Raw genomic sequence first — 19205 nt, 5'->3', positions numbered from 1 at the left:
TATGACACAAGCCAACAGGAAGATTTGGTTGAGTGATAGACATACCTAAAGACATAAATAGAAAAGGGTCCGCATTCCTAAAGGAAGCGGACCCTTTTTTGATTCTTATTGACGATATTCGAACAAAGTGACCTAAAGCCAGCTGGCTTATGCGCGTTTTTGCTTGTTTCTATGAATAACGTTACTCAGCGATAGCTCAGTCTTTGCTTTACAGATACAAGGCAATATCTCATTACCTTGCGTGTAAGCCATAGCAAAACCAACGTACTCGACCTCACCAGAATCCAACGTGCAGCGGCAAGCGCCACAGTGACCATCTCGGCAGTTGTATTCTGGCTCTAACCCAGCTTGTTCCATTGTTTCCAACAGAGTGTTTGAAGGGTTAGATTCAATTGAAGTCAGTTTGTTGATTTTGATTGTTGGCATTACAGCTCAAATCCTTCAAAGTCGTCAGCTTTTACTTCGTTGTCGATTTGGCCAACTAGGTAAGAACTGATTTCTGCTTCTTGTGGAGCAACTTGAACGTTATCTGAAGACAACCAAGCGTTGATCCATGGAATTGGGTTCGACGTTGCTGCTGGGTAAGCCGTACCTAGGCCAACAGCCTGCATACGGATGTTGGTAATGTACTCAACGTATTGGCAAAGAATGTCTTTGTTCAGACCAATCATAGAGCCATCTTTGAATAGGTATTCTGCCCACTCTTTCTCTTGCTCAGCCGCTTCTTTGAATAGGTCGAAACACTCTTGCTTACACTCTTCAGCGATCTGCATGAATTCAAAATCATCTTGACCATTGCGTAGCAAGTTGATCATGTGCTGTGTACCAGTAAGGTGAAGGGCTTCATCACGAGCGATTAGCTTGATGATCTTCGCGTTACCTTCCATTAGCTCACGCTCAGCGAATGCAAATGAACATGCGAAACTTACGTAGAAACGAATCGCTTCTAGTGCGTTTACAGACATTAGACATAGGTAAAGTTTCTTCTTCAGGTCGTGAAGTGAAATCTTAACGTCTTCGCCGTTGATGCTGTGGTTGCCTTCACCGTAGCGGTGGTAGTCAGCCGTTAGCTTGATTAGGTCGTCGTAGTAGAAAGCGATGTCTTTAGCACGCTTCAGAATCTCTTCATTTTCAACGATGTCGTCGAATACTACGCCTGGATCATTCACGATGTTACGGATGATGTGCGTGTAAGAACGAGAGTGAATCGTTTCAGAGAAAGACCAAGTTTCAATCCAAGTTTCAACTTCTGGTAGAGATACCAATGGAAGTAGGGCAACGTTAGGGCTGCGGCCTTGGATTGAATCTAGAAGCGTTTGGTACTTCAAGTTAGAGATGAAGATGTGCTTTTCATGCTCAGGAAGCTTGTTGTAGTCGATACGGTCGCTAGACACGTCTACTTCTTCTGGACGCCAGAAGAAAGAAAGCTGCTTCTCGATAAGCTTTTCGAAGATTTCGAATTTTTGTTGGTCGTAACGTGCAACGTTTACCGACTGACCCAAGAACATTGGTTCTTTTAGTTGGTCATTTTTTTGCTGAGAAAAAGTACTGTAAGCCATAAATGCCTCAAATCCTTTAAAGACCCGTAATAAAACGGACCCTGTTAATGCTTTAAACCCAGAGAAGATAACTCTTCTCTGGGGTCTTAATGTTTATTGCGGTTTAGATCTTACAACCGCCGCCTTCACAATCTTCTTCCGGCACTTGAACTGCATCGCCTTGGTCGTCTTTAGCACCATCACGAGTGTTATGGTAGTAAAGCGTCTTAACACCGTACTTGTACGCTGTTAGTAGGTCTTGAAGCAGCTTCTTCATTGGTACTTTACCGCTGTCGTAAACACTTGGATCATAGTTAGTGTTTGCAGAGATAGCTTGGTCAACGAATTTTTGCATGATACCCACTAGGTGTAGGTAACCGTCGTTAGAACCAATGTTCCAAAGTAGCTCGTAGTTCTCTTTAAGATTTAGGAAATCTGGAACCACTTGCTTAAGGATGCCGTCTTTCGATGCTTTCACTGATACGTAACCACGTGGTGGCTCGATACCGTTAGTCGCGTTCGAGATTTGAGACGATGTCTCAGAAGGCATAAGCGCTGTTAGCGTAGAGTTACGCAGACCGTGCTCCATGATCTCTTCACGTAGAGAATCCCAATCGTAGTGCAGTGGCTCTTCACATACTAAGTCGATATCTTTTTTGTAAGTATCGATTGGCAGTAGGCCTTTCGCGTAGTTGGTCTCGTGGAAAGATGGGCAACGGCCTTGCTCTTTCGCTAGTTCAACAGATGCTTTTAGCAAGTGGTATTGAATTGCTTCAAAAGTACGGTGAGTCAGGCCATTCGCGCTGCCATCAGAGTACTTAACACCATTCTTCGCTAGGTAGTATGCGTAGTTGATTACACCTACACCTAAAGTACGACGGTTCATTGTCGACTTGTATGCAGCTGGAAGCGGGTAGTCTTGGTAATCAAGCAGTGCATCTAGAGCACGAACAACCAGCTCAGAAAGCTCTGCTAGGTCGTCCAGTTCATTGATTGCGCCAAGGTTGAATGCTGAAAGCGTACATAGTGCAATTTCGCCTTCGTCATCTTCTACGTTAGAAAGTGGCTTAGTAGGAAGCGCGATTTCTAGACATAGGTTCGATTGACGAACAGGTGCTACTTCAGAATCAAACGGGCTGTGTGTATTACAGTGGTCAACGTTCTGAATGTAGATACGACCAGTAGAAGCACGCTCTTGCATTAGCAGAGAGAAAAGCTCAACGGCTTTAACCGTTTCACGCTTCACTGAAGGATCGTTTTCGTACTTAACGTATAGCTCTTCAAAACGGTCTTGGTTTTCGAAGAACGCATCGTAAAGGCCAGGTACGTCTGAAGGTGAGAACAGGCTGATGTTGCCACCCTGAACTAGGCGAGAGTACATAAGCTTGTTCAGCTGTACGCCGTAATCCATGTGACGAACTCGGTTCTCTTCAACGCCGCGGTTGTTTTTCAGTACTAATAGAGACTGAACTTCACCGTGCCATAGTGGGTAGAATACCGTTGCTGCACCGCCACGAACACCACCTTGAGAACAACATTTTACTGCTGTTTGGAAGTATTTGTAGAAAGGGATACAGCCTGTGTGGAACGCTTCACCATTACGGATTTCAGAACCAAGCGCACGGATACGACCTGCGTTGATACCAATACCAGCACGTTGAGATACGTAACGAACAATTGAGCTTGCTGTCGCGTTGATTGAATCAAGGCTGTCACCACACTCGATCAGTACACAAGAACTGAATTGACGAGTAGGCGTACGTACACCAGACATGATCGGTGTAGGTAGAGAAATCTTAAACGTAGACGATGCGTCGTAAAAACGTTTGATGTAGTCAAGACGAGTCGATTTCGGGTATTTAGCGAATAGACACGCAGCAACTAAAATGTAAAGGAACTGAGCACTCTCGTAGATTTCTTTCGTTACACGGTTTTGCACGAAGTATTTACCTTCGAGCTGCTTAACCGCTGCGTAAGAGAAGTCTAAGTCACGTTTGTGGTCGATGTACTCGTCAAGCTCTTCGAATTCAGCTTTCGTGTAATCTTCCATAAGGTGGCTATCGTATTTACCCATATCAACCAGTTTTGCAACGTGGTCATACAGTGCAGGCGGCTCGTATTCGCCGTACGCTTTTTTACGTAGGTGGAATACAGACAGACGTGCTGCTAGATATTGGTAATCAGGAGTCTCTTCAGAGATTAAATCCGCTGCTGACTTGATGATAGTTTCATGAATGTCAGTAGTGGTGATGCCATCGTAAAACTGAATGTGAGCTTTCAATTCTACTTGTGATACAGAAACATTGTGCAAGCCTTCAGCTGCCCATGTAATCACGCGATGGATCTTCTCTAGATCGATCGTTTCTTTGCGCCCGTTACGCTTGGTAACAGTAAGTTGTTGGTTCATTCTGCTTAATTTCCCTAACAAAACTGAACAAGGCCGTGTTTTTGTGTATTTCTGTGTAATTTTTGTAAATTACGTTTCGGCTTTGTGATCTTGGTCTACCCATACATTGTAGTTCAAACACAACATATAGGGGTCATTTGTTTGTTGGGTTACAAGATAGTGCTACAACTGATATTTTTCAAGGTAAAGAAATGGGGTTGCTTGTGGATAAGTGGTGGATTGAAAAAAAACTGTAAGTGACCACTAACTGATGAGGTTATATGTGACTTGATTGTATAAAAGTCGGCTTTTAATGATGCTTTATTTTTGCACGCCCATAAAAAAAAATTCCTTGATCTTTGGCCAAAATGGGCGATTGATTTTAGGCGATTAAATTTAAATCGAGGTGGTCAAAATGGAAGCTAGCGCACGAAATTTAGACTGAAAAAAGTCGCAAAGTTATGGTAATTGCAACTCTTTTCATTCGTCTTTTTTACAAAAGGTTTTACGGTAGGGCTACCGATATTTTTTAGCCAAAGTTTTGCGTGTGGACGATGTAGTTTACGTCTACATTTGTGCCTAAACGATAAGTGTCCGTAAGAGGATTGTAGTGCAGCCCTGTAATCCCTAGTTCTTGCAGCGGAGTGTTATCGACCATCTTGATAAGTTCAGCAGGGCGAATGAACTTCTCGTGCTCATGAGTGCCCTCAGGAACAATCTTAAGTAGCTTTTCTGCACCAACAATAGCGAACAGGTAAGATTTGAAGTTACGGTTCAAGGTAGAGAAGAACACGTGACCACCCGGTTTCACTAATTTTGAACATGCACTAATCACAGATTGTGGATCAGGAACGTGCTCTAGCATTTCCATACATGTCACCACATCGTAAGTTTGTGGATTCTGTTCTGCATGGTCTTCGATGGTGCTCTGGATATAATCGAGCTTGGTGCCAGTTTCCAATGCGTGAAGACGTGCCACTTCTAGCGGTTCTTTACCCATATCTAGGCCAGTGACTACTGCGCCCTCAACAGCCATGCTTTCAGCCAAAATGCCGCCACCGCAGCCAACATCGAGGACTTTCTTACCAAATAAACCTTCGGTCTTTTCTAGCACGTAATTTAGGCGCAGTGGGTTGATTTGATGTAGAGGCTTAAACTCGCCTTCCAGATCCCACCAGCGCGACGCCATGTCTTCGAATTTTTTGATTTCTGCTGGGTCTACGTTCTGTGATTTAGTCATAATCGGCATTTCCAAGTTAAATAATGCATCCATGAAATTGCAGGCATTATAACTTGCCTTTTCGCTCTGACCAGAAGATCTACAATTTTGCTAGTTTATTGGATGTAAAGTGACCATGTTTCAGCAAGATATGATGCGGAGGTGCAATTTCTCATCAATTGATTGGCTACAAGGGTCACAAGATGGTAAAAGGAGAGGGAAAGTGATGCCTCCGTAGGTAAATTTGTGTTATATTTTTCGGTCTTATACGTATTCAAAAATACGATCTGACTATAGAGGGAAAATGGCTCTATGAGCGATCTAGCGAAAGAGATCACGCCCGTAAATATTGAAGATGAGCTTAGAGGTTCATACCTAGACTACGCGATGTCCGTCATCGTTGGTCGTGCCCTTCCAGATGTGCGTGATGGCCTAAAACCTGTACACCGCCGCGTTTTGTTCGCGATGAATGTACTAGGTAATGATTGGAACAAACCATATAAAAAGTCTGCTCGTGTAGTAGGTGATGTAATCGGTAAATACCACCCACATGGTGATAGTGCTGTATACGATACTATTGTTCGTATGGCGCAACCGTTCTCACTGCGTTACATGCTAGTTGATGGCCAAGGTAACTTTGGTTCTATCGATGGCGACTCCGCGGCTGCAATGCGTTATACCGAAGTTCGTATGGCGAAAATTGCTCACGAGCTCCTGGCTGACCTTGATAAGGAAACTGTGGATTACGTACCGAACTACGATGGTACAGAACAAATTCCAGCAGTACTTCCTACAAAAATTCCTAACCTATTGGTAAACGGTGCTTCTGGTATCGCAGTAGGTATGGCTACCAACATCCCACCACATAACCTTGGTGAAGTTGTTGATGGCTGTTTAGCATTTATCAATAATGAAGATATCACTATTGATGAGCTAATGGACTATATCCCTGGTCCTGACTTCCCAACAGCAGCACTTATCAGTGGTCGTAAAGGCATCGTAGATGCTTACAAGACTGGCCGCGGTAAGGTTTACATGCGTTCAAAAGCGGATATCGAAGTAGAGAAGAATGGTAAAGAAACCATTATCGTTACTGAGATCCCTTACCAAGTAAACAAAGCTCGTTTGATCGAGAAGATTGCTGAACTGGTTAAAGATAAGAAAGTAGAAGGCATCAGTGCACTGCGTGACGAGTCTGATAAAGACGGTATGCGTATTGTTATTGAATGTAAGCGTGATGCAGTAGGCGAAGTGGTTCTTAACAACCTATACGCTCAAACTCAACTGCAAACGACTTTCGGTATCAACATGGTTGCGTTGAATAACGGTCAACCACAGTTGTTCAACATCAAAGACATGCTTAAGTGCTTCGTAGACCACCGTCGCGAAGTTGTGACTCGTCGTACTATCTTCGAATTGAAGAAAGCACGCGACCGTGCACACATCCTTGAAGCATTGTCTCTAGCACTTGCTAACATTGATGAAATCATTGAACTGATCAAGAGCGCGCCAACACCAGCAGAAGCTAAAGTTGGTTTAGTGTCTCGTGGTTGGGATCTTGGTAACGTTGCTTCAATGCTTGAGCGTGCAGGTACTGACGCAGCTCGTCCTGATTGGTTAGAAGACCAATACGGCATCCGCGATGGTCAATACTTCCTAACGGAAACACAAGCACAAGCAATTCTAGAACTTCGTCTTCACCGCCTAACAGGCCTTGAGCACGAGAAGATTCTAGACGAGTACAAAGCACTTCTAGAAGAAATCGCTGAGCTAATGCACATTCTTGCAAGCACTGAGCGTTTGATGGAAGTTATCCGTGAAGAACTTGAAGCAGTACGTGAAATCTATGGCGACGAGCGTCGTACAGAAATCACAGCGGCAGTTCATGACATCGACATGGAAGAGCTGATTGCTCAAGAAGACGTTGTAGTAACGCTTTCTAACGCAGGTTACGTTAAGTACCAAATCCTAAGCGACTACGAAGCTCAGCGTCGTGGTGGTAAAGGTAAGAGTGCAACTAAGATGAAAGATGAGGATTACATTGAGCGTCTGCTTGTTGCTAATACTCACGATAACATCCTATGTTTCTCTACTCGTGGTAAGACATACCGTCTGAAAGTTTACCAACTGCCATTAGCAAGTCGTACTGCTCGTGGTAAGCCTATCGTTAACATTCTTCCTCTAGAAGAAGGTGAGCGTATCACGGCTATCCTGCCTGTTTCTGAGTTCTCTAACGAGAAATTCATCTTCATGGCAACGGGTGACGGTACTGTTAAGAAGACATCACTGGATCAATTCGCAAACGTACGTGCTAACGGCCTAATTGCAGTTAACCTACGTGACGATGATTCACTGATTGGCGTTGACATCACTAACGGTGATAGCGACATCATGCTGTTCTCTAAATCGGGCAAAGTTGTTCGCTTTAACGAGGACAAAGTACGTGCAATGGGCCGTACTGCCTCTGGTGTTCGTGGTATGAAGCTTCCAGAAGACGATCAAGTAGTATCGTTGATTGTTCCTTCTAACGAAGGCGATATCCTAACTGTGACTCAAAACGGTTACGGTAAGCGTACTGAACTAGCTGAATACCCAACGAAAGGCCGTGCAACGCAAGGTGTGGTTTCTATCAAAGTCTCTGAACGTAATGGCCCAGTTGTTGGCGCTGTTCAAGTTGAAGAAGGCGACGAAATGATGATGATCACCGACGCAGGTACGCTAGTACGTACTCGCGTTGCGGAAGTGAGCCAAGTTGGTCGTAACACTCAAGGTGTAACACTGATTCGTACTTCTGACGACGAGAACGTTGTAGGTCTACAACGTATCGACGAAGTAGAAGAAGCTGAGGTTGTTGAAGGCGAAGCTGAAGTAGCAAACGCTGAAGCAGCAGTCGTTTCTGAATCAAGTGAAGAGCAAGCATCAGACGCTTCTGATAGCGAGCAAAACACTGAGTAATCTTTCACTTCTATAAATAGAAGTTGAGACAAAAAGCCGAGCCATTGTGCTCGGTTTTTTATTACCTAGAATTTGGCTGTGACTTGTTTAAAAGCCAATAGCTAAACCTCGATCAATATTGTTTTAGTGAGAAAAAGGTACAGTAAAGCGTCAATGAAAGGAGAATGGAATGGATATCTGGTTACTGATTGCTTTGCTGCTAATGAGCCTATTTCTAGTGGCAATCGTGATCGCATCAAACAGAAAAACCAGTCATCTTAAAGGCAACCTCCTTATTTCATGTGTGGCGATATTAGCCAGCATTCTGGTTTGGTCTCAGATGAAACAAGAAGCCCCTCAACTTACTTCAAGTGACGACAGCAGCTATACAGCAACAGATTTCCAAAATGAACTTCAGCAGAGCCTGGAGCAAGACCCTAATCAATCAGACCTTTGGTTTAAGCTTGGTGGTGTTTATATGCAGAAAGGGGAGTTTGATGCTGCATTTACCTGTTACGACTATGCGATTCGTTTAGACCCACAGGCGCCTTCAGGGCTTTATGCAGCTAAAGCGAGCGCCTTGTATTACCTAAGTTCACAGGCGATGAGTGATGATGTGAAAGTGCTCTTAAATCAATCCATGGAGCTTGATCCCAACGATCGTACGGCATTGATGTTGATAGCGACCGATCACTTCATCAGTATGCGCTACCAACAAGCGATCGATGCTTGGACTCAAATTCTCGATTCTAACCAGAAAGGCATTGATCGTGTCTCTATCATCCATTCGATCAACCAAGCTAAGCAAATGATCCGTTAAACGGGCACTATCTGTAATTTCGAGATTATTTGCTTTCTTGCATCTCAATTAAACCGCCAGCGTTGTGGATCTGTGTAAACCCTTGAGCTTTCAAATACTGGTAAGCTTGTCCTGAGCGGTTACCACTGCGGCAATACAAAACGATAGGTTGAGCTTTGTCTATGCTGGCAAAGTGCGTAGCGACTTCAGAAAGAGGGTAGTTAATCGCATTGTCCAGATGACCTTGCTTGAACTCTCCTGGTGTCCTGACATCAACGACCAGCGCACCTTCCTCAATCATTTCCCACCCTGTTTCTGCTCGTTCTGAGGCGTGAAGTCCTGAACTTGTTAATGCGATGCATAATGCCGAAAGCGAAAGTAAGTGCTTCATTCTTTGTTCCTTGAATTAGCTAAAAGGTAATGTGAAATTGGGACGGTTGAGTGCGCCCAAATCTAAAAAACCAGCCACACCTTTACAGTGTGACTGGTTTTATCTTATTGGTCTATTTGAAGGAACTAGTATTCGTAGTTAGCTTCACGCTTTTCAGCTTGCTCTTCCCATTTAGGAACAACCGTGTCTAAGAAGTGTTGTTTCTCAGCGTTCATCTTATCCATGTCCATTCCAAGCGCTTTTTGAGCCGCTTCTTTGGTCGAAATATCTGGAATCTCGATTGGATCAGTGATGCCTTTCTTCGCCAATAGACGAACAATCTTAGTTCGAGCATCGGCTGCGCGGTCAACGGCAGTACCTAGTACTTCTAGAGCGATTTCAGGGGCGTGCATATGAACACCATGAGATGCAATAGCGTAGTCCCAGCGCCATTGAGCATGACGAATATCCAGTAGGATAGGTTCCATCTCTTGCTCGGTCGCACCCGCTTCCCATGCTGCGCCAGCTTCAAAGTGAGCGGCTACGATTTGTTTCTCAGCAGTCAGCTTCATGTTCAGCACTTGCGCTTTACGGCTTGAAACGATGTTAAGCATGGTCTCTTTAGATTGAGTGTGACAGTTTGCACAGGTATCTTCGAAGCGGTCGAATGGGTTACCCACTTTATGGTCGGTATAAACGGTGCCATCTTCTTTGGTCACTTTCGGCATATGACAGTCAGCACAAACGACTTTGTTCTTACCGTGGATGCCTTCGCGCCATGTTTCGAAGCCTGGGTGCTGTGCTTTCAGCATTGGCGCTTTAGATACTTTGTGCGTCCAATCTTTAAAGCCGATTCCATCGTAATACTCTTCCATTTGCTCAACACGAGTCCCTTTGTCCCAAGGGAATTTCACACCTTTTGTTGGACCCGTGAAGTAGTATTCCACGTGACACTGAGCACACACAGAGGCTTGCTGATCAAAGCGACCTTGCTCTTCGAAGTTCTTCCCAATCGCATCGAACGCACGTTCAACATAAGGACGCGTCACCTTCAGTGCTGGCTCACCATTTTTAAAGCCTTCGCTTTGGGTATCGTGACAGTCTGCACAGCCAATAGGATTCACAATCTCGTTGCCAAGACGTGCCCATTTACCTTCAAAGTAACCGTCTTCGCCACGCTCTTCGATAACACGTGCTACGTCTGGGCTTTTACAGCTCCAACACGCCATTGGCATAGGGCCTGAACTTTCGTCCGTTGGGCCGCCAGTACGAAGTGTTTGTCGTACATCGTCAATCGCATAAAAGTGACCACGTGCCTTGTTGTAATCTTTTGCGAAGCCGTAGCCAGCCCACATGATAACCATGTTGGGATCTTCTTTTAGTGCGTCTTCAATGGTTTCGCTTTCTGAAGTTTGTCTCCATGAATGATATTGATCTGGGTGGTTTTGCTCGAACTGATCGTTACGAGGATCGCCAATTTCTTTTTGTTCAGACGCAGCAAAAATGGTCGCGCTTGCTAATGACGCGCTAACCATTAATAGTGCTGTGACCGAATTACGTATCCAATGCTTTTTCACAGTGATATCTCCAATATACTGATTTTTATACCAAGCGTTGTGAGTTTGCTATTCAAATTAAGAACTGGAGAATTCCTGTTTATATTAATTCATAAACAAACACATTTTGTTACGTGTTGGATATAGATTGTCCCAGATCAATTAATGGCAGTGACCTTAGTCACGTTGGAGTTTATATAACCCTAAAGTGGTACTTGTGGTTAGATTAATTAGAATTTAACTGAGAATTATTATCATATATAACAATCAATTACCTAAATTGACCATGATATAAATAGGGTGATTGCGTTCACAGATTAACCTATCGAAATTTCGTATTACCCAATTAGAGGTATATTCTAACTATAGAAAGCGTTGTGGCTTATCCAAAATAAGAATTGATATCATTTAAACGGTAATAATATCGTTTAAGGGTACTTTTGTTTAACCGGAATATTATTTAGTTGAGAGTTAAATAATGCCGGTATAAGGAAAGGATAAAATGGGCAATACTAAATTGGCCATAGTCATAATGCTTAAATCCCTTCTAGCATTCTGCCTCTATGGTTATTCCATTCATGTTGTTGCTGAGCCTGCTGTTACGCCAGTAGCGGAATCAACAAGACATGAAGTCGAATTAATCCGCGACAAAGACTACAAGTGTGTTCAATGCCATAAAGATTCAAAAGAAACGGTATTGGGTTCACATGGTGAAAGTGCACACGCTTTGCTTGGCCGCGAAGTAAATTGTACCGACTGTCATAGTTCTATTAGCCCCGATCACCGTGAAGGTGCGCCTGAAGTGGTGAAGTATCGCGAGGCTCAATCACAACCGGGAACTGAAAAGGTTTTCCTAGACCCTAGCTTAATTTTAGATGCCAATAGCCAATGTATCGATTGTCACAAGCCTGATGATCTGCGTGAAGCGAGTTGGACTCACGATGTTCACGCGCAAAACTTAACGTGTTCAAACTGCCATGATGTTCATGCGACTGAAGCAAAGGTGTTGGGCTTAGATAAGAAGCAAACCATCAAGCTGTGTGTGGATTGCCATTCAGACTTCAACCAGAAGAAAGAAGAGGAGTAATCTATGAGCTGCTCAAGAAGAAACTTTTTAGCAGGCGCTGGTGCCGTTATTTTTACCACAGGTGTAGCGGGAACTGCGACGGTAACAAGTCGCAAGACGCTAGCTAATGTTCAAGAAGATGGCACTAAACGTTATGGAATGATTCATGACGAAACCGCTTGTATTGGTTGTACCGCGTGTACCGAAGCATGTCGTGAAGTAAACAAAGTACCTGAAGGTGTATCGCGCTTAGAAATTATTAAGAGTGAGCCCCAAGGCGAATATCCCAATGTTGATTACCGTTTTACTCGTAACTCTTGCCAACATTGTGATAACGCACCCTGCGTAATGGTTTGCCCAACAGGGGCGGCCTACAAAGATGAAAAAACCGGCATTGTCGATGTCCATCAAGAGAAGTGTGTCGGTTGTGGCTACTGCTTATTAGCTTGTCCATATCAAGTGCGCTTCTTCCATCCTAAGAATAAGTCGGCCGACAAATGTAACTTCTGCCGCGATACCAATCTTGCGCAAGGTAAATTACCTGCTTGTGTTGAATCTTGCCCTACCAATGCGCTGATATTTGGCGACTTAAATGACCCTAAGAGCGAGATAAACCAGGTACTTAAATCTGAAGTGGTTTACAGAGATAAGGCTTATCTAGGTACTCAGCCAAAACTCTATAAAGTGCCACACCAAAAAGGGGAGATTTGATTATGAGTGCATGGGATACAGCGTTTCAATCAGGTACCGTGGTTTGGGACTGGATCATTGCTATCTATCTGTTTTTGGCGGGTATGTCAGCGGGTGCAGTGATGATCTCGATTTACCTTAAGAGAAAGGTGATTGAGGACGATCAAGCGAATAATGGTGTATTAAAGGCAACGGCTTTTCTAGCACCATTCGGGATCATCTCAGGTTTATTGATCTTGGTTTTCCACCTGACGAAACCACTATCATTTTGGAAGATCATGATCTTTTATAATCCGACGTCAGTGATGTCGATGGGTGTGATCTTATTCCAAGTGTATATGGTGATCCTATTTGTTTGGATCGGCATTATATTCCGAAATCAGATTGCCGTATTCTTGAGTGATCAAGCATGGTTAAAAGGGCGACTCGATTTTGTCAGTAACTGGATTGGCAAATTAGAATCTTTTGAGAATGTTTTTGAAATATTCTTAGCTGTGCTTGCGCTATTACTTGCGGCTTACACTGGCTTCTTACTCTCTGCGCTAAATACCTTCCCAATGCTGAATAACCCAGTGTTGCCGATATTGTTCTTATTCTCGAGTTTATCCTCGGGAGCGGCGGCATGTATTTTATTTGGTGTGTTGGTCTTTAAGGAGTCTCCGCATAGTGCGAGTATTTCTTGGATCCACGGCTTCGAACGTCCTGTTGTTATGTTTGAACTGTTTGTCCTTGTTACTTTCTTCACTGGGTTGATATTTGCTGGTGGTCAAAGTGAGCAGGCAGTATGGAACGCGATTGGCGGTGGTTTCTGGGCAAGTTGGTTCTGGTATGGCGTAATTGGTGTGGGTATGGTTTTACCCTTGTTGCTTAACGCCGTGACACCAGCATCGGTTCGCCATAGTACTGTGTATATTTTCTCTGTTACTTCATTGAGTCTGATGGGCGTATTAATGCTAAGAACGTTTGTCCTTTATGCAGGACAATTAACGTTAGCTTAATTTCGCTCAAGGTTATAAGTGAGTGGATGTTGGATACTAAACATCTGCTCACTAAATTTCTTTTCGCTGAGTAGCAATAGCTAGTTGAGTTACATCAGCTAGTTGAGCAATCAATGCCAATAATGGTTTAACTTGGTTCTGCTTAGGTAGAGCCTGATTGAGGTGATATGGTCGGTTCTTTGGGGCTGTTTAGTTTAATTTTGGTCGCTGTTCTCAGCAGCATTATCGCTGTGTATTCGATGTATCAAATGCTAACTAAACAAGCACAAAATGTGGCTTTAATTCGCAGTTTCTCCCTCTCTAGCGCTTTGTTTTCCATTGGCGCTATCGTTTTACTTGGCTATGCCTTTGTAGGTGACGACTTTTCCATCCTCTATGTTGCAGAACACTCCAATACTCAATTACCCACCTTCTTCAAAATGGCCGCTGTGTGGGCTGGACATGAAGGCTCATTGCTATTTTGGGTCTTAACCATTAGCTGTTGGTCGGGTGTGATTGCCCTACAAAAGCAATATTCTTCTGAGTATCAGAGCCGCGTATTGTGGGTGATGAATGTGTTACTCGCGATATTTGCATGGTTTACCTTATTTGCTTCGAACCCATTTGAACTGAATTCGACCTTGCCACTTGAAGGGCGTGACCTTAACCCAATGCTGCAAGACGTTGGTTTGATATTCCATCCGCCTCTGTTGTATTTGGGTTATGTTGGTTTCTCTGTGGTCTTGGCATTTGCTGTGGCCGCTTTGCTGGTGGATCCGATTGAGTTCGATTGGGTCGCTCATTGTCGCAGTTGTTGTTTGGTCGCTTGGATCTTTTTAACCGCAGGGATCATTCTTGGTTCTTGGTGGGCATACTACGAGTTAGGGTGGGGTGGTTGGTGGTTCTGGGACCCGGTAGAAAATGCCAGCCTATTACCTTGGCTAACATCAACCGCTCTATTGCACAGTTTGGGTGTTGCTAAAGGCAAGCAACAGTTGCTGAAGTGGTCACTTAGCCTTGCTTTCATTACGTTTTGTTTAAGTATCCTCGGTACTTTTATTGTTCGATCTGGCGTCCTCACTTCCGTTCATGCTTTTGCTGTTGACCCAACCAAAGGTATCGCGCTGTTGCTGATACTGGTTTTGGTGTTAGTGAGTTCGTTTTCTCTTCTTATTGTTCGTGGTGAATCTTTCGAGTCGAATCCAATCACTAGCTTTGCGAGTAAAAGTTTTTTGAGTTTAGTGGCGGTACTTATATTTGTACTGGGTACGGCGGTGGTGGTGTTTGGTACCTTCTACCCAATGGTTTTTGAATTACTTGGCCTTGGAAATATCTCTGTGGGCGCACCTTACTTTAATCTTCTTATTGCGCCATTGGCTCTGCTTGCGATGGGAGTGATAGGGTTAGCGCCATTGCTCAGTATCAAACCTCAAGCGTCGAAAGGTGTGATTGGAATTATTGCCTTATTGTCTCTCTGTCTTGGCTTTGTAACTTATGTTTTGCAAGTTGAAGCGATCCAAGTGATGGTGCTAATGACATGGTCACTTGCGTTTTGGGTAGCCCTGACTCATGTTTACGGCTTAGCGGTAACGCGCAACTCTAAGTTTCAACGCAAAGTATGGGTGATGACGTTGGCGCATGTGGGTGTCGCAGTATTAGCGATAGGTGCCGCGATGAACAGTTACCATTCATTTGAGCGAAGTTACAAATTGAGCCCAGGTGAAGAGGTTGAGTTTATGGGCTGGACGCTCTCTCATCGTGATACCGAGCTCTATGTCGCCTCCAACTTTACTGCAGAAAAAGCGATACTCGAATTAGATGCTAGCGAGCAAAGCTTTTCCATCGCGCCAGAAAGAAGACACTACCAAGTTCGTGTTATGAACATGAGTGAGCCTGCAATGAAGTGGTTCTGGCATGGCGATGTTTATATCACCATGGGCGAGAAAGTCGATTCCACCGCTTACGCATTTCGTGTTCAGTATAAGGCGTATGCGCGCTGGATCTGGTTTGGTGGGCTGTTCTCCATTATCGGCGCTTTGCTCTCATTGACTCATCGTAAAAAGAAAACCGTTAAGGCGTCACAGTATGCATAACAGCGTTCGTAACAAGCTAATTACTCTAATTGCCTTAGCATTGATTGTGGTGCTGGGATTTGTCTTTGCGCTTGATAATAAGCAGCAATCGACCATGGTGTCTGAACAACAAAGGGCATTTCCAGAATTTACATCGAGTGCGTTAGTGAATAGTGAAGGCGTCAGTGGTCAGCAGAAAGTTACGCTTACTGATGTCACGCAGCACCCTTATCAACTGGTTAATGTATGGGCATCTTGGTGCGGGATATGTAAAACCGAACATTCATTTTTGCTTCAACTTCACGATAAAGGCATTCCCATCGTTGGGCTCAATTATCGAGATAACTCTGGGGCTGCGATTAACGTGTTATCGAACGATGGCAACCCGTACTTAACCGTGATCAGTGACCCTCAAGGCAAGTTAGCGTTAGAGTTGGGCGTAATCGGCACACCTGAAACGTATTTGGTTGATGCCAATGGCCAGATCATTAAAAAGCTATTGGGCGTGATTAATGAAATGGTATGGAAAGATGAGCTTGCGATGTATTTTGATGGTGTGAATGGATGATGAAGTCTCTAATACAAACCTTGTTTATGCTGTCAGCTCTTTTAGTGATTAGCCTTTCAACCATGGCTGAAGATCTGTTTACTGCCAGTAATACAGAGACGAGTATTCAAGTTGAACTGTTTGAGTTTGAAAACCCAGAACAACAGCAGCGCGCTATTACATTGGCAAAAACCCTACGTTGCCCGCAATGCCAGAATCAAAACCTGATTGAGTCGAACTCTCCAATTGCAAAAGACTTACGCCTCGTTGTATTCAATATGGTGAAAGCAGGGAAGAGTAATAGTGAAATTACTCAATATATGACGGAAAGATTTGGTGAGTTTGTACTTTATAAACCGGCAATGACGGCTTCAAATCTATTACTTTGGTTGCTACCGAGCCTATTACTTCTCTTATTTATATATTTATCAGTAAAAAGTGTTAGGAAGAGCTCATAAAAATTGTGTATTACTGTTTACCAACTGACCTGTATTTTGTAACATTAACCGATTATAAAGGCTAAGCACTGCTATATAAGGATGTATCTGTGGATAACGTAATCTCAAATTTAAAGAAAGAGTTCCATACTCATGTCCAGTCAGATAAATGGGCAGAGAGATACAGTGCTAAGTCGAGCATTTCTACGCTTACGCAAGAAGAGCTAACCGAATTAGAGAATGCTTGGGTGCAACTTGTCATCTGGAAGCAAACTCAAGTAAGTTGAGCGTTCTGTAAAAAAGTGTAGTTTTAGCCGCAACTGTTTAATTTATAACCCCATGTTGGTCATCCCAATGTGGGTTTTTTTCTTACTTGAAAAATAATTGTTATATTATAACAATTTGTACAAGGTCGACCTTGAAAAAAATTGTTAACAGCCTCATAGTGTCTATCATTAGATAGTTAGCTACAAAATATTGCCTAGACATATAATGTAGCGTCGTTAAATACATCGAATTTTCAAGTGAGTATAGCTATGGCGGAAGTGCGTGCCAGAATAGATTTCAAAGTAGGGGTAACAAGCAGTATAGATGCTGAACTTCTGTCTTTTCATGGATTGAAAACAGATAAAGAGCATGTTGCTGTGATATTTAAATCAGCAGACAAGACACAAGACATACCTCTTGTTCGTATGCACTCTGAGTGCCTGACTGGTGATGTTTTCCATTCTTCTCGCTGTGACTGTGGCGAGCAGTTAGACGAAACCATTAGAATTATGGGTGAGACGGGTGGGGTGATCCTTTATCTTCGCCAAGAAGGTCGTGGTATTGGCTTGTACAACAAAATCGATGCGTACCGTCTGCAAAGCGAAGGCATGAACACCTATGAAGCCAACAACCACCTAGGTTTTGGCGATGACCTACGCGATTTTACTGAAGCTGCTGAAATGCTACGCGCCTTAGGTACTACAAAAATCCGCTTAGTCACCAACAACCCTAAGAAGATCAATGAGCTAAAATCTTTTGGTATTGAGATTGAAGAAGTGGTGAATACCTCTGCTCATATCAAATCGGGTAATGAAAGCTACCTGAAGGCAAAAGTCTCACACGGTAAGCATAATCTGGATATCTGATTAGCCTCTTTGTTACGCTTAACATAAAAATGTTTAAAGACCTCACATATGTGAGGTTTTTTTGTATTTATCTTGCAATAAAATTGTAAGTTTGTATTATTTCAATCCGTAGTGCAAATGATAATGGTTTGCACTATTACTACGAATAATAATTTAAAGCTCAACAAGGATGCTTCATGACCATTAAATCTTTAGTGACAAAAGCCGTAACTTCGTCACTCCTTTTTGCCTCTGCTTCTTCTTTCGCAGCAGTAACTCAAGATCAAGTTGTAGAACATTACGCAGATATTGCGCATGCAGTGTTTGCAGATTCAGTAATTACAGCAAAAGCGTTGAACTCTTCTATTGATACCTTCTTAGCTTCTCCTTCTGCTGGCAACTTCGAACAAGTAAAACAAGCTTGGCTTGAGTCTCGCGTACCATACCAACAGTCAGAAGTTTTCCGCTTCGGCAACGCTGTTGTTGATGATTGGGAAGGCCAACTGAACGCATGGCCACTAGATGAAGGCCTGATTGATTATGTTTCGACTGATTACCAATATGAACTTGGTAACGAAGGCGCTAGCGCAAACATCGTGGCTAACAAGACTTTCCAAATTGGTCAGACTACCGTTGATGCAACCAACATCACCCCTGAGCTAATCGCAGACTTGAACGAGATCGGTGGTTCTGAAGCGAACGTAGCGTCTGGCTACCACGCAATTGAATTCCTACTTTGGGGCCAAGATTTAAACGGTACAAACAGCGGTGCAGGTGAGCGTGCTTACACTGATTTCGTTGTTGGCGCTGAGTGTACTAACGGCAACTGTGACCGTCGTGGCGCATACCTAAAAGCATCTGCTGAGCTACTTATCCAAGACCTAGAATGGATGGAAAAGCAGTGGGCTGAAGGCGAGAAAGGCAACTACCGTCAAGAGCTTCTTTCAGAATCTAGCGAGAATGGTCTTCGTAAAATGCTGTTTGGCATGGGTTCACTGTCTCTAGGTGAGCTAGCGGGTGAGCGTATGAAGGTTGCACTAGAAGCAAACTCTACTGAAGACGAGCACGATTGTTTCTCTGATAACACGCACAACTCTCACTACTACAACGAGCAAGGCATCTACAACGTTTACACGGGTCTATACAAGCGTGAAGACGGTACTCTGCTTTCCGGCCCAAGCTTGTTCGACCTAGTAGAGCAAAAAAATGAGCAAGCTGCGAAAGAGATTCAAAAGCAGTTTGACCTAGCACGTGCACAAGTAGGCGAATTAGTAACGTCTGCAGAGAAAAACAACCAGCACTTCGATCAGCTAATCGCTGCTGACAACGCTGCGGGTAATGCACTAGTAAACAAAACAATTGTTGCGCTAGTGTCTCAAACAGCGGCTATTGAGCGTGCTGCGGGTGTGATTGGCATTGATAGCCTAAACCCAGACACAGCGGATCACGAGTTCTAAGAACCCGAGCCGACACAAATGTAAGGGCTCTGATTGAGCCCTTAA

The 19205-nt window shown here is 43.7% G+C and carries 17 protein-coding genes; 11 read left to right on the top strand and 6 right to left on the bottom strand.

The window, feature by feature from the left end; genetic code table 11:
* Window positions 1-147: 147 nt before the first annotated feature.
* From yfaE to ubiG, 4 genes are all read right to left on the bottom strand, one after another.
* Entirely contained in the window at window positions 148-426 is a 279-nt protein-coding gene (gene yfaE, locus AB6E51_RS07335) for a class I ribonucleotide reductase maintenance protein YfaE (RefSeq protein ID WP_010438115.1), read from the bottom strand.
* Entirely contained in the window at window positions 426-1559 is a 1134-nt protein-coding gene (gene nrdB, locus AB6E51_RS07330) for a class Ia ribonucleoside-diphosphate reductase subunit beta (RefSeq protein WP_017063554.1), read from the bottom strand. Before nrdB ends, yfaE begins: the two co-directional genes overlap by 1 nt.
* A gap of 103 nt (window positions 1560-1662) precedes the next feature.
* Window positions 1663-3945 carry a class 1a ribonucleoside-diphosphate reductase subunit alpha gene (gene nrdA, locus AB6E51_RS07325; protein WP_017060992.1) on the bottom strand — a complete coding sequence of 761 codons (2283 nt, stop codon included), beginning with the start codon at window positions 3943-3945 and terminating at the stop codon, window positions 1663-1665.
* Window positions 3946-4453: 508 nt separating this feature from the next.
* Window positions 4454-5197: a bifunctional 2-polyprenyl-6-hydroxyphenol methylase/3-demethylubiquinol 3-O-methyltransferase UbiG gene (gene ubiG, locus AB6E51_RS07320; protein ID WP_017063556.1), complete on the bottom strand. Its 744-nt coding sequence runs from the start codon at window positions 5195-5197 to the stop codon at window positions 4454-4456.
* 258 nt (window positions 5198-5455) lie between these two features.
* Between ubiG and gyrA the strand changes: the two genes are divergently transcribed.
* The gene (gyrA, locus tag AB6E51_RS07315) at window positions 5456-8098 is read left to right on the top strand and encodes a DNA topoisomerase (ATP-hydrolyzing) subunit A (RefSeq protein WP_372058002.1); all 2643 of its coding nucleotides are present in this window, start codon (window positions 5456-5458) and stop codon (window positions 8096-8098) included.
* Between the two features lie 169 nt (window positions 8099-8267).
* The gene (locus AB6E51_RS07310; RefSeq protein WP_017066842.1) at window positions 8268-8897 is read left to right on the top strand and encodes a tetratricopeptide repeat protein; all 630 of its coding nucleotides are present in this window, start codon (window positions 8268-8270) and stop codon (window positions 8895-8897) included.
* A gap of 25 nt (window positions 8898-8922) precedes the next feature.
* Here the strand turns inward: AB6E51_RS07310 and AB6E51_RS07305 are convergent, their stop codons facing one another.
* Window positions 8923-9267, bottom strand: coding sequence for a rhodanese-like domain-containing protein (locus AB6E51_RS07305; protein WP_017063559.1), 345 nt, complete (start codon window positions 9265-9267; stop codon window positions 8923-8925).
* Window positions 9268-9392: 125 nt separating this feature from the next.
* Window positions 9393-10823, bottom strand: coding sequence for an ammonia-forming nitrite reductase cytochrome c552 subunit (gene nrfA, locus AB6E51_RS07300; protein ID WP_372058003.1), 1431 nt, complete (start codon window positions 10821-10823; stop codon window positions 9393-9395).
* A 481-nt stretch (window positions 10824-11304) separates the two neighbouring features.
* On the opposite strand from nrfA, the gene nrfB reads away from it, so the two are divergent.
* The 9 genes from nrfB to AB6E51_RS07255 all read left to right on the top strand — a co-directional run bounded on the left by nrfB (window position 11305) and on the right by AB6E51_RS07255 (window position 19160).
* Window positions 11305-11889 carry a cytochrome c nitrite reductase pentaheme subunit gene (gene nrfB, locus AB6E51_RS07295; RefSeq protein ID WP_372058004.1) on the top strand — a complete coding sequence of 195 codons (585 nt, stop codon included), beginning with the start codon at window positions 11305-11307 and terminating at the stop codon, window positions 11887-11889.
* Window positions 11890-11892: 3 nt separating this feature from the next.
* Window positions 11893-12579 carry a cytochrome c nitrite reductase Fe-S protein gene (gene nrfC / locus AB6E51_RS07290; protein WP_372058005.1) on the top strand — a complete coding sequence of 229 codons (687 nt, stop codon included), beginning with the start codon at window positions 11893-11895 and terminating at the stop codon, window positions 12577-12579.
* 2 nt (window positions 12580-12581) lie between these two features.
* Window positions 12582-13556, top strand: a complete 975-nt coding sequence (gene nrfD / locus AB6E51_RS07285) for a cytochrome c nitrite reductase subunit NrfD (protein WP_372058006.1) — start codon at window positions 12582-12584, stop codon at window positions 13554-13556.
* Window positions 13557-13723: 167 nt separating this feature from the next.
* Entirely contained in the window at window positions 13724-15628 is a 1905-nt protein-coding gene (locus tag AB6E51_RS07280) for a heme lyase CcmF/NrfE family subunit (RefSeq protein WP_372055513.1), read from the top strand.
* Window positions 15621-16175: a DsbE family thiol:disulfide interchange protein gene (locus AB6E51_RS07275; RefSeq protein ID WP_102332079.1), complete on the top strand. Its 555-nt coding sequence runs from the start codon at window positions 15621-15623 to the stop codon at window positions 16173-16175. Before AB6E51_RS07280 ends, AB6E51_RS07275 begins: the two co-directional genes overlap by 8 nt.
* Window positions 16172-16612, top strand: a complete 441-nt coding sequence (nrfF, locus tag AB6E51_RS07270; protein WP_372058007.1) for a heme lyase NrfEFG subunit NrfF — start codon at window positions 16172-16174, stop codon at window positions 16610-16612. The genes AB6E51_RS07275 and nrfF overlap by 4 nt, the downstream gene beginning before the upstream one ends.
* Window positions 16613-16701: 89 nt before the next feature.
* On the top strand, window positions 16702-16878 hold the full coding sequence (locus AB6E51_RS07265; protein WP_017060980.1) for a hypothetical protein: 177 nt from the start codon (window positions 16702-16704) through the stop codon (window positions 16876-16878).
* Window positions 16879-17127: 249 nt separating this feature from the next.
* The gene (gene ribA / locus AB6E51_RS07260; RefSeq protein ID WP_009848836.1) at window positions 17128-17724 is read left to right on the top strand and encodes a GTP cyclohydrolase II; all 597 of its coding nucleotides are present in this window, start codon (window positions 17128-17130) and stop codon (window positions 17722-17724) included.
* A 176-nt stretch (window positions 17725-17900) separates the two neighbouring features.
* Complete coding sequence (locus tag AB6E51_RS07255; protein WP_372058008.1) at window positions 17901-19160, top strand: imelysin family protein; 1260 nt, start codon at window positions 17901-17903, stop codon at window positions 19158-19160.
* Window positions 19161-19205 lie beyond the last annotated feature (45 nt).

Source organism: Vibrio sp. 10N.247.311.47 (genome assembly GCF_041467535.1).
GTDB classification, from domain to species: domain Bacteria; phylum Pseudomonadota; class Gammaproteobacteria; order Enterobacterales; family Vibrionaceae; genus Vibrio; species Vibrio crassostreae_C.
The sequence above is the reverse complement of the archived record's forward strand: the minus strand, read 5'-3'. Positions and strand labels throughout refer to the sequence as shown.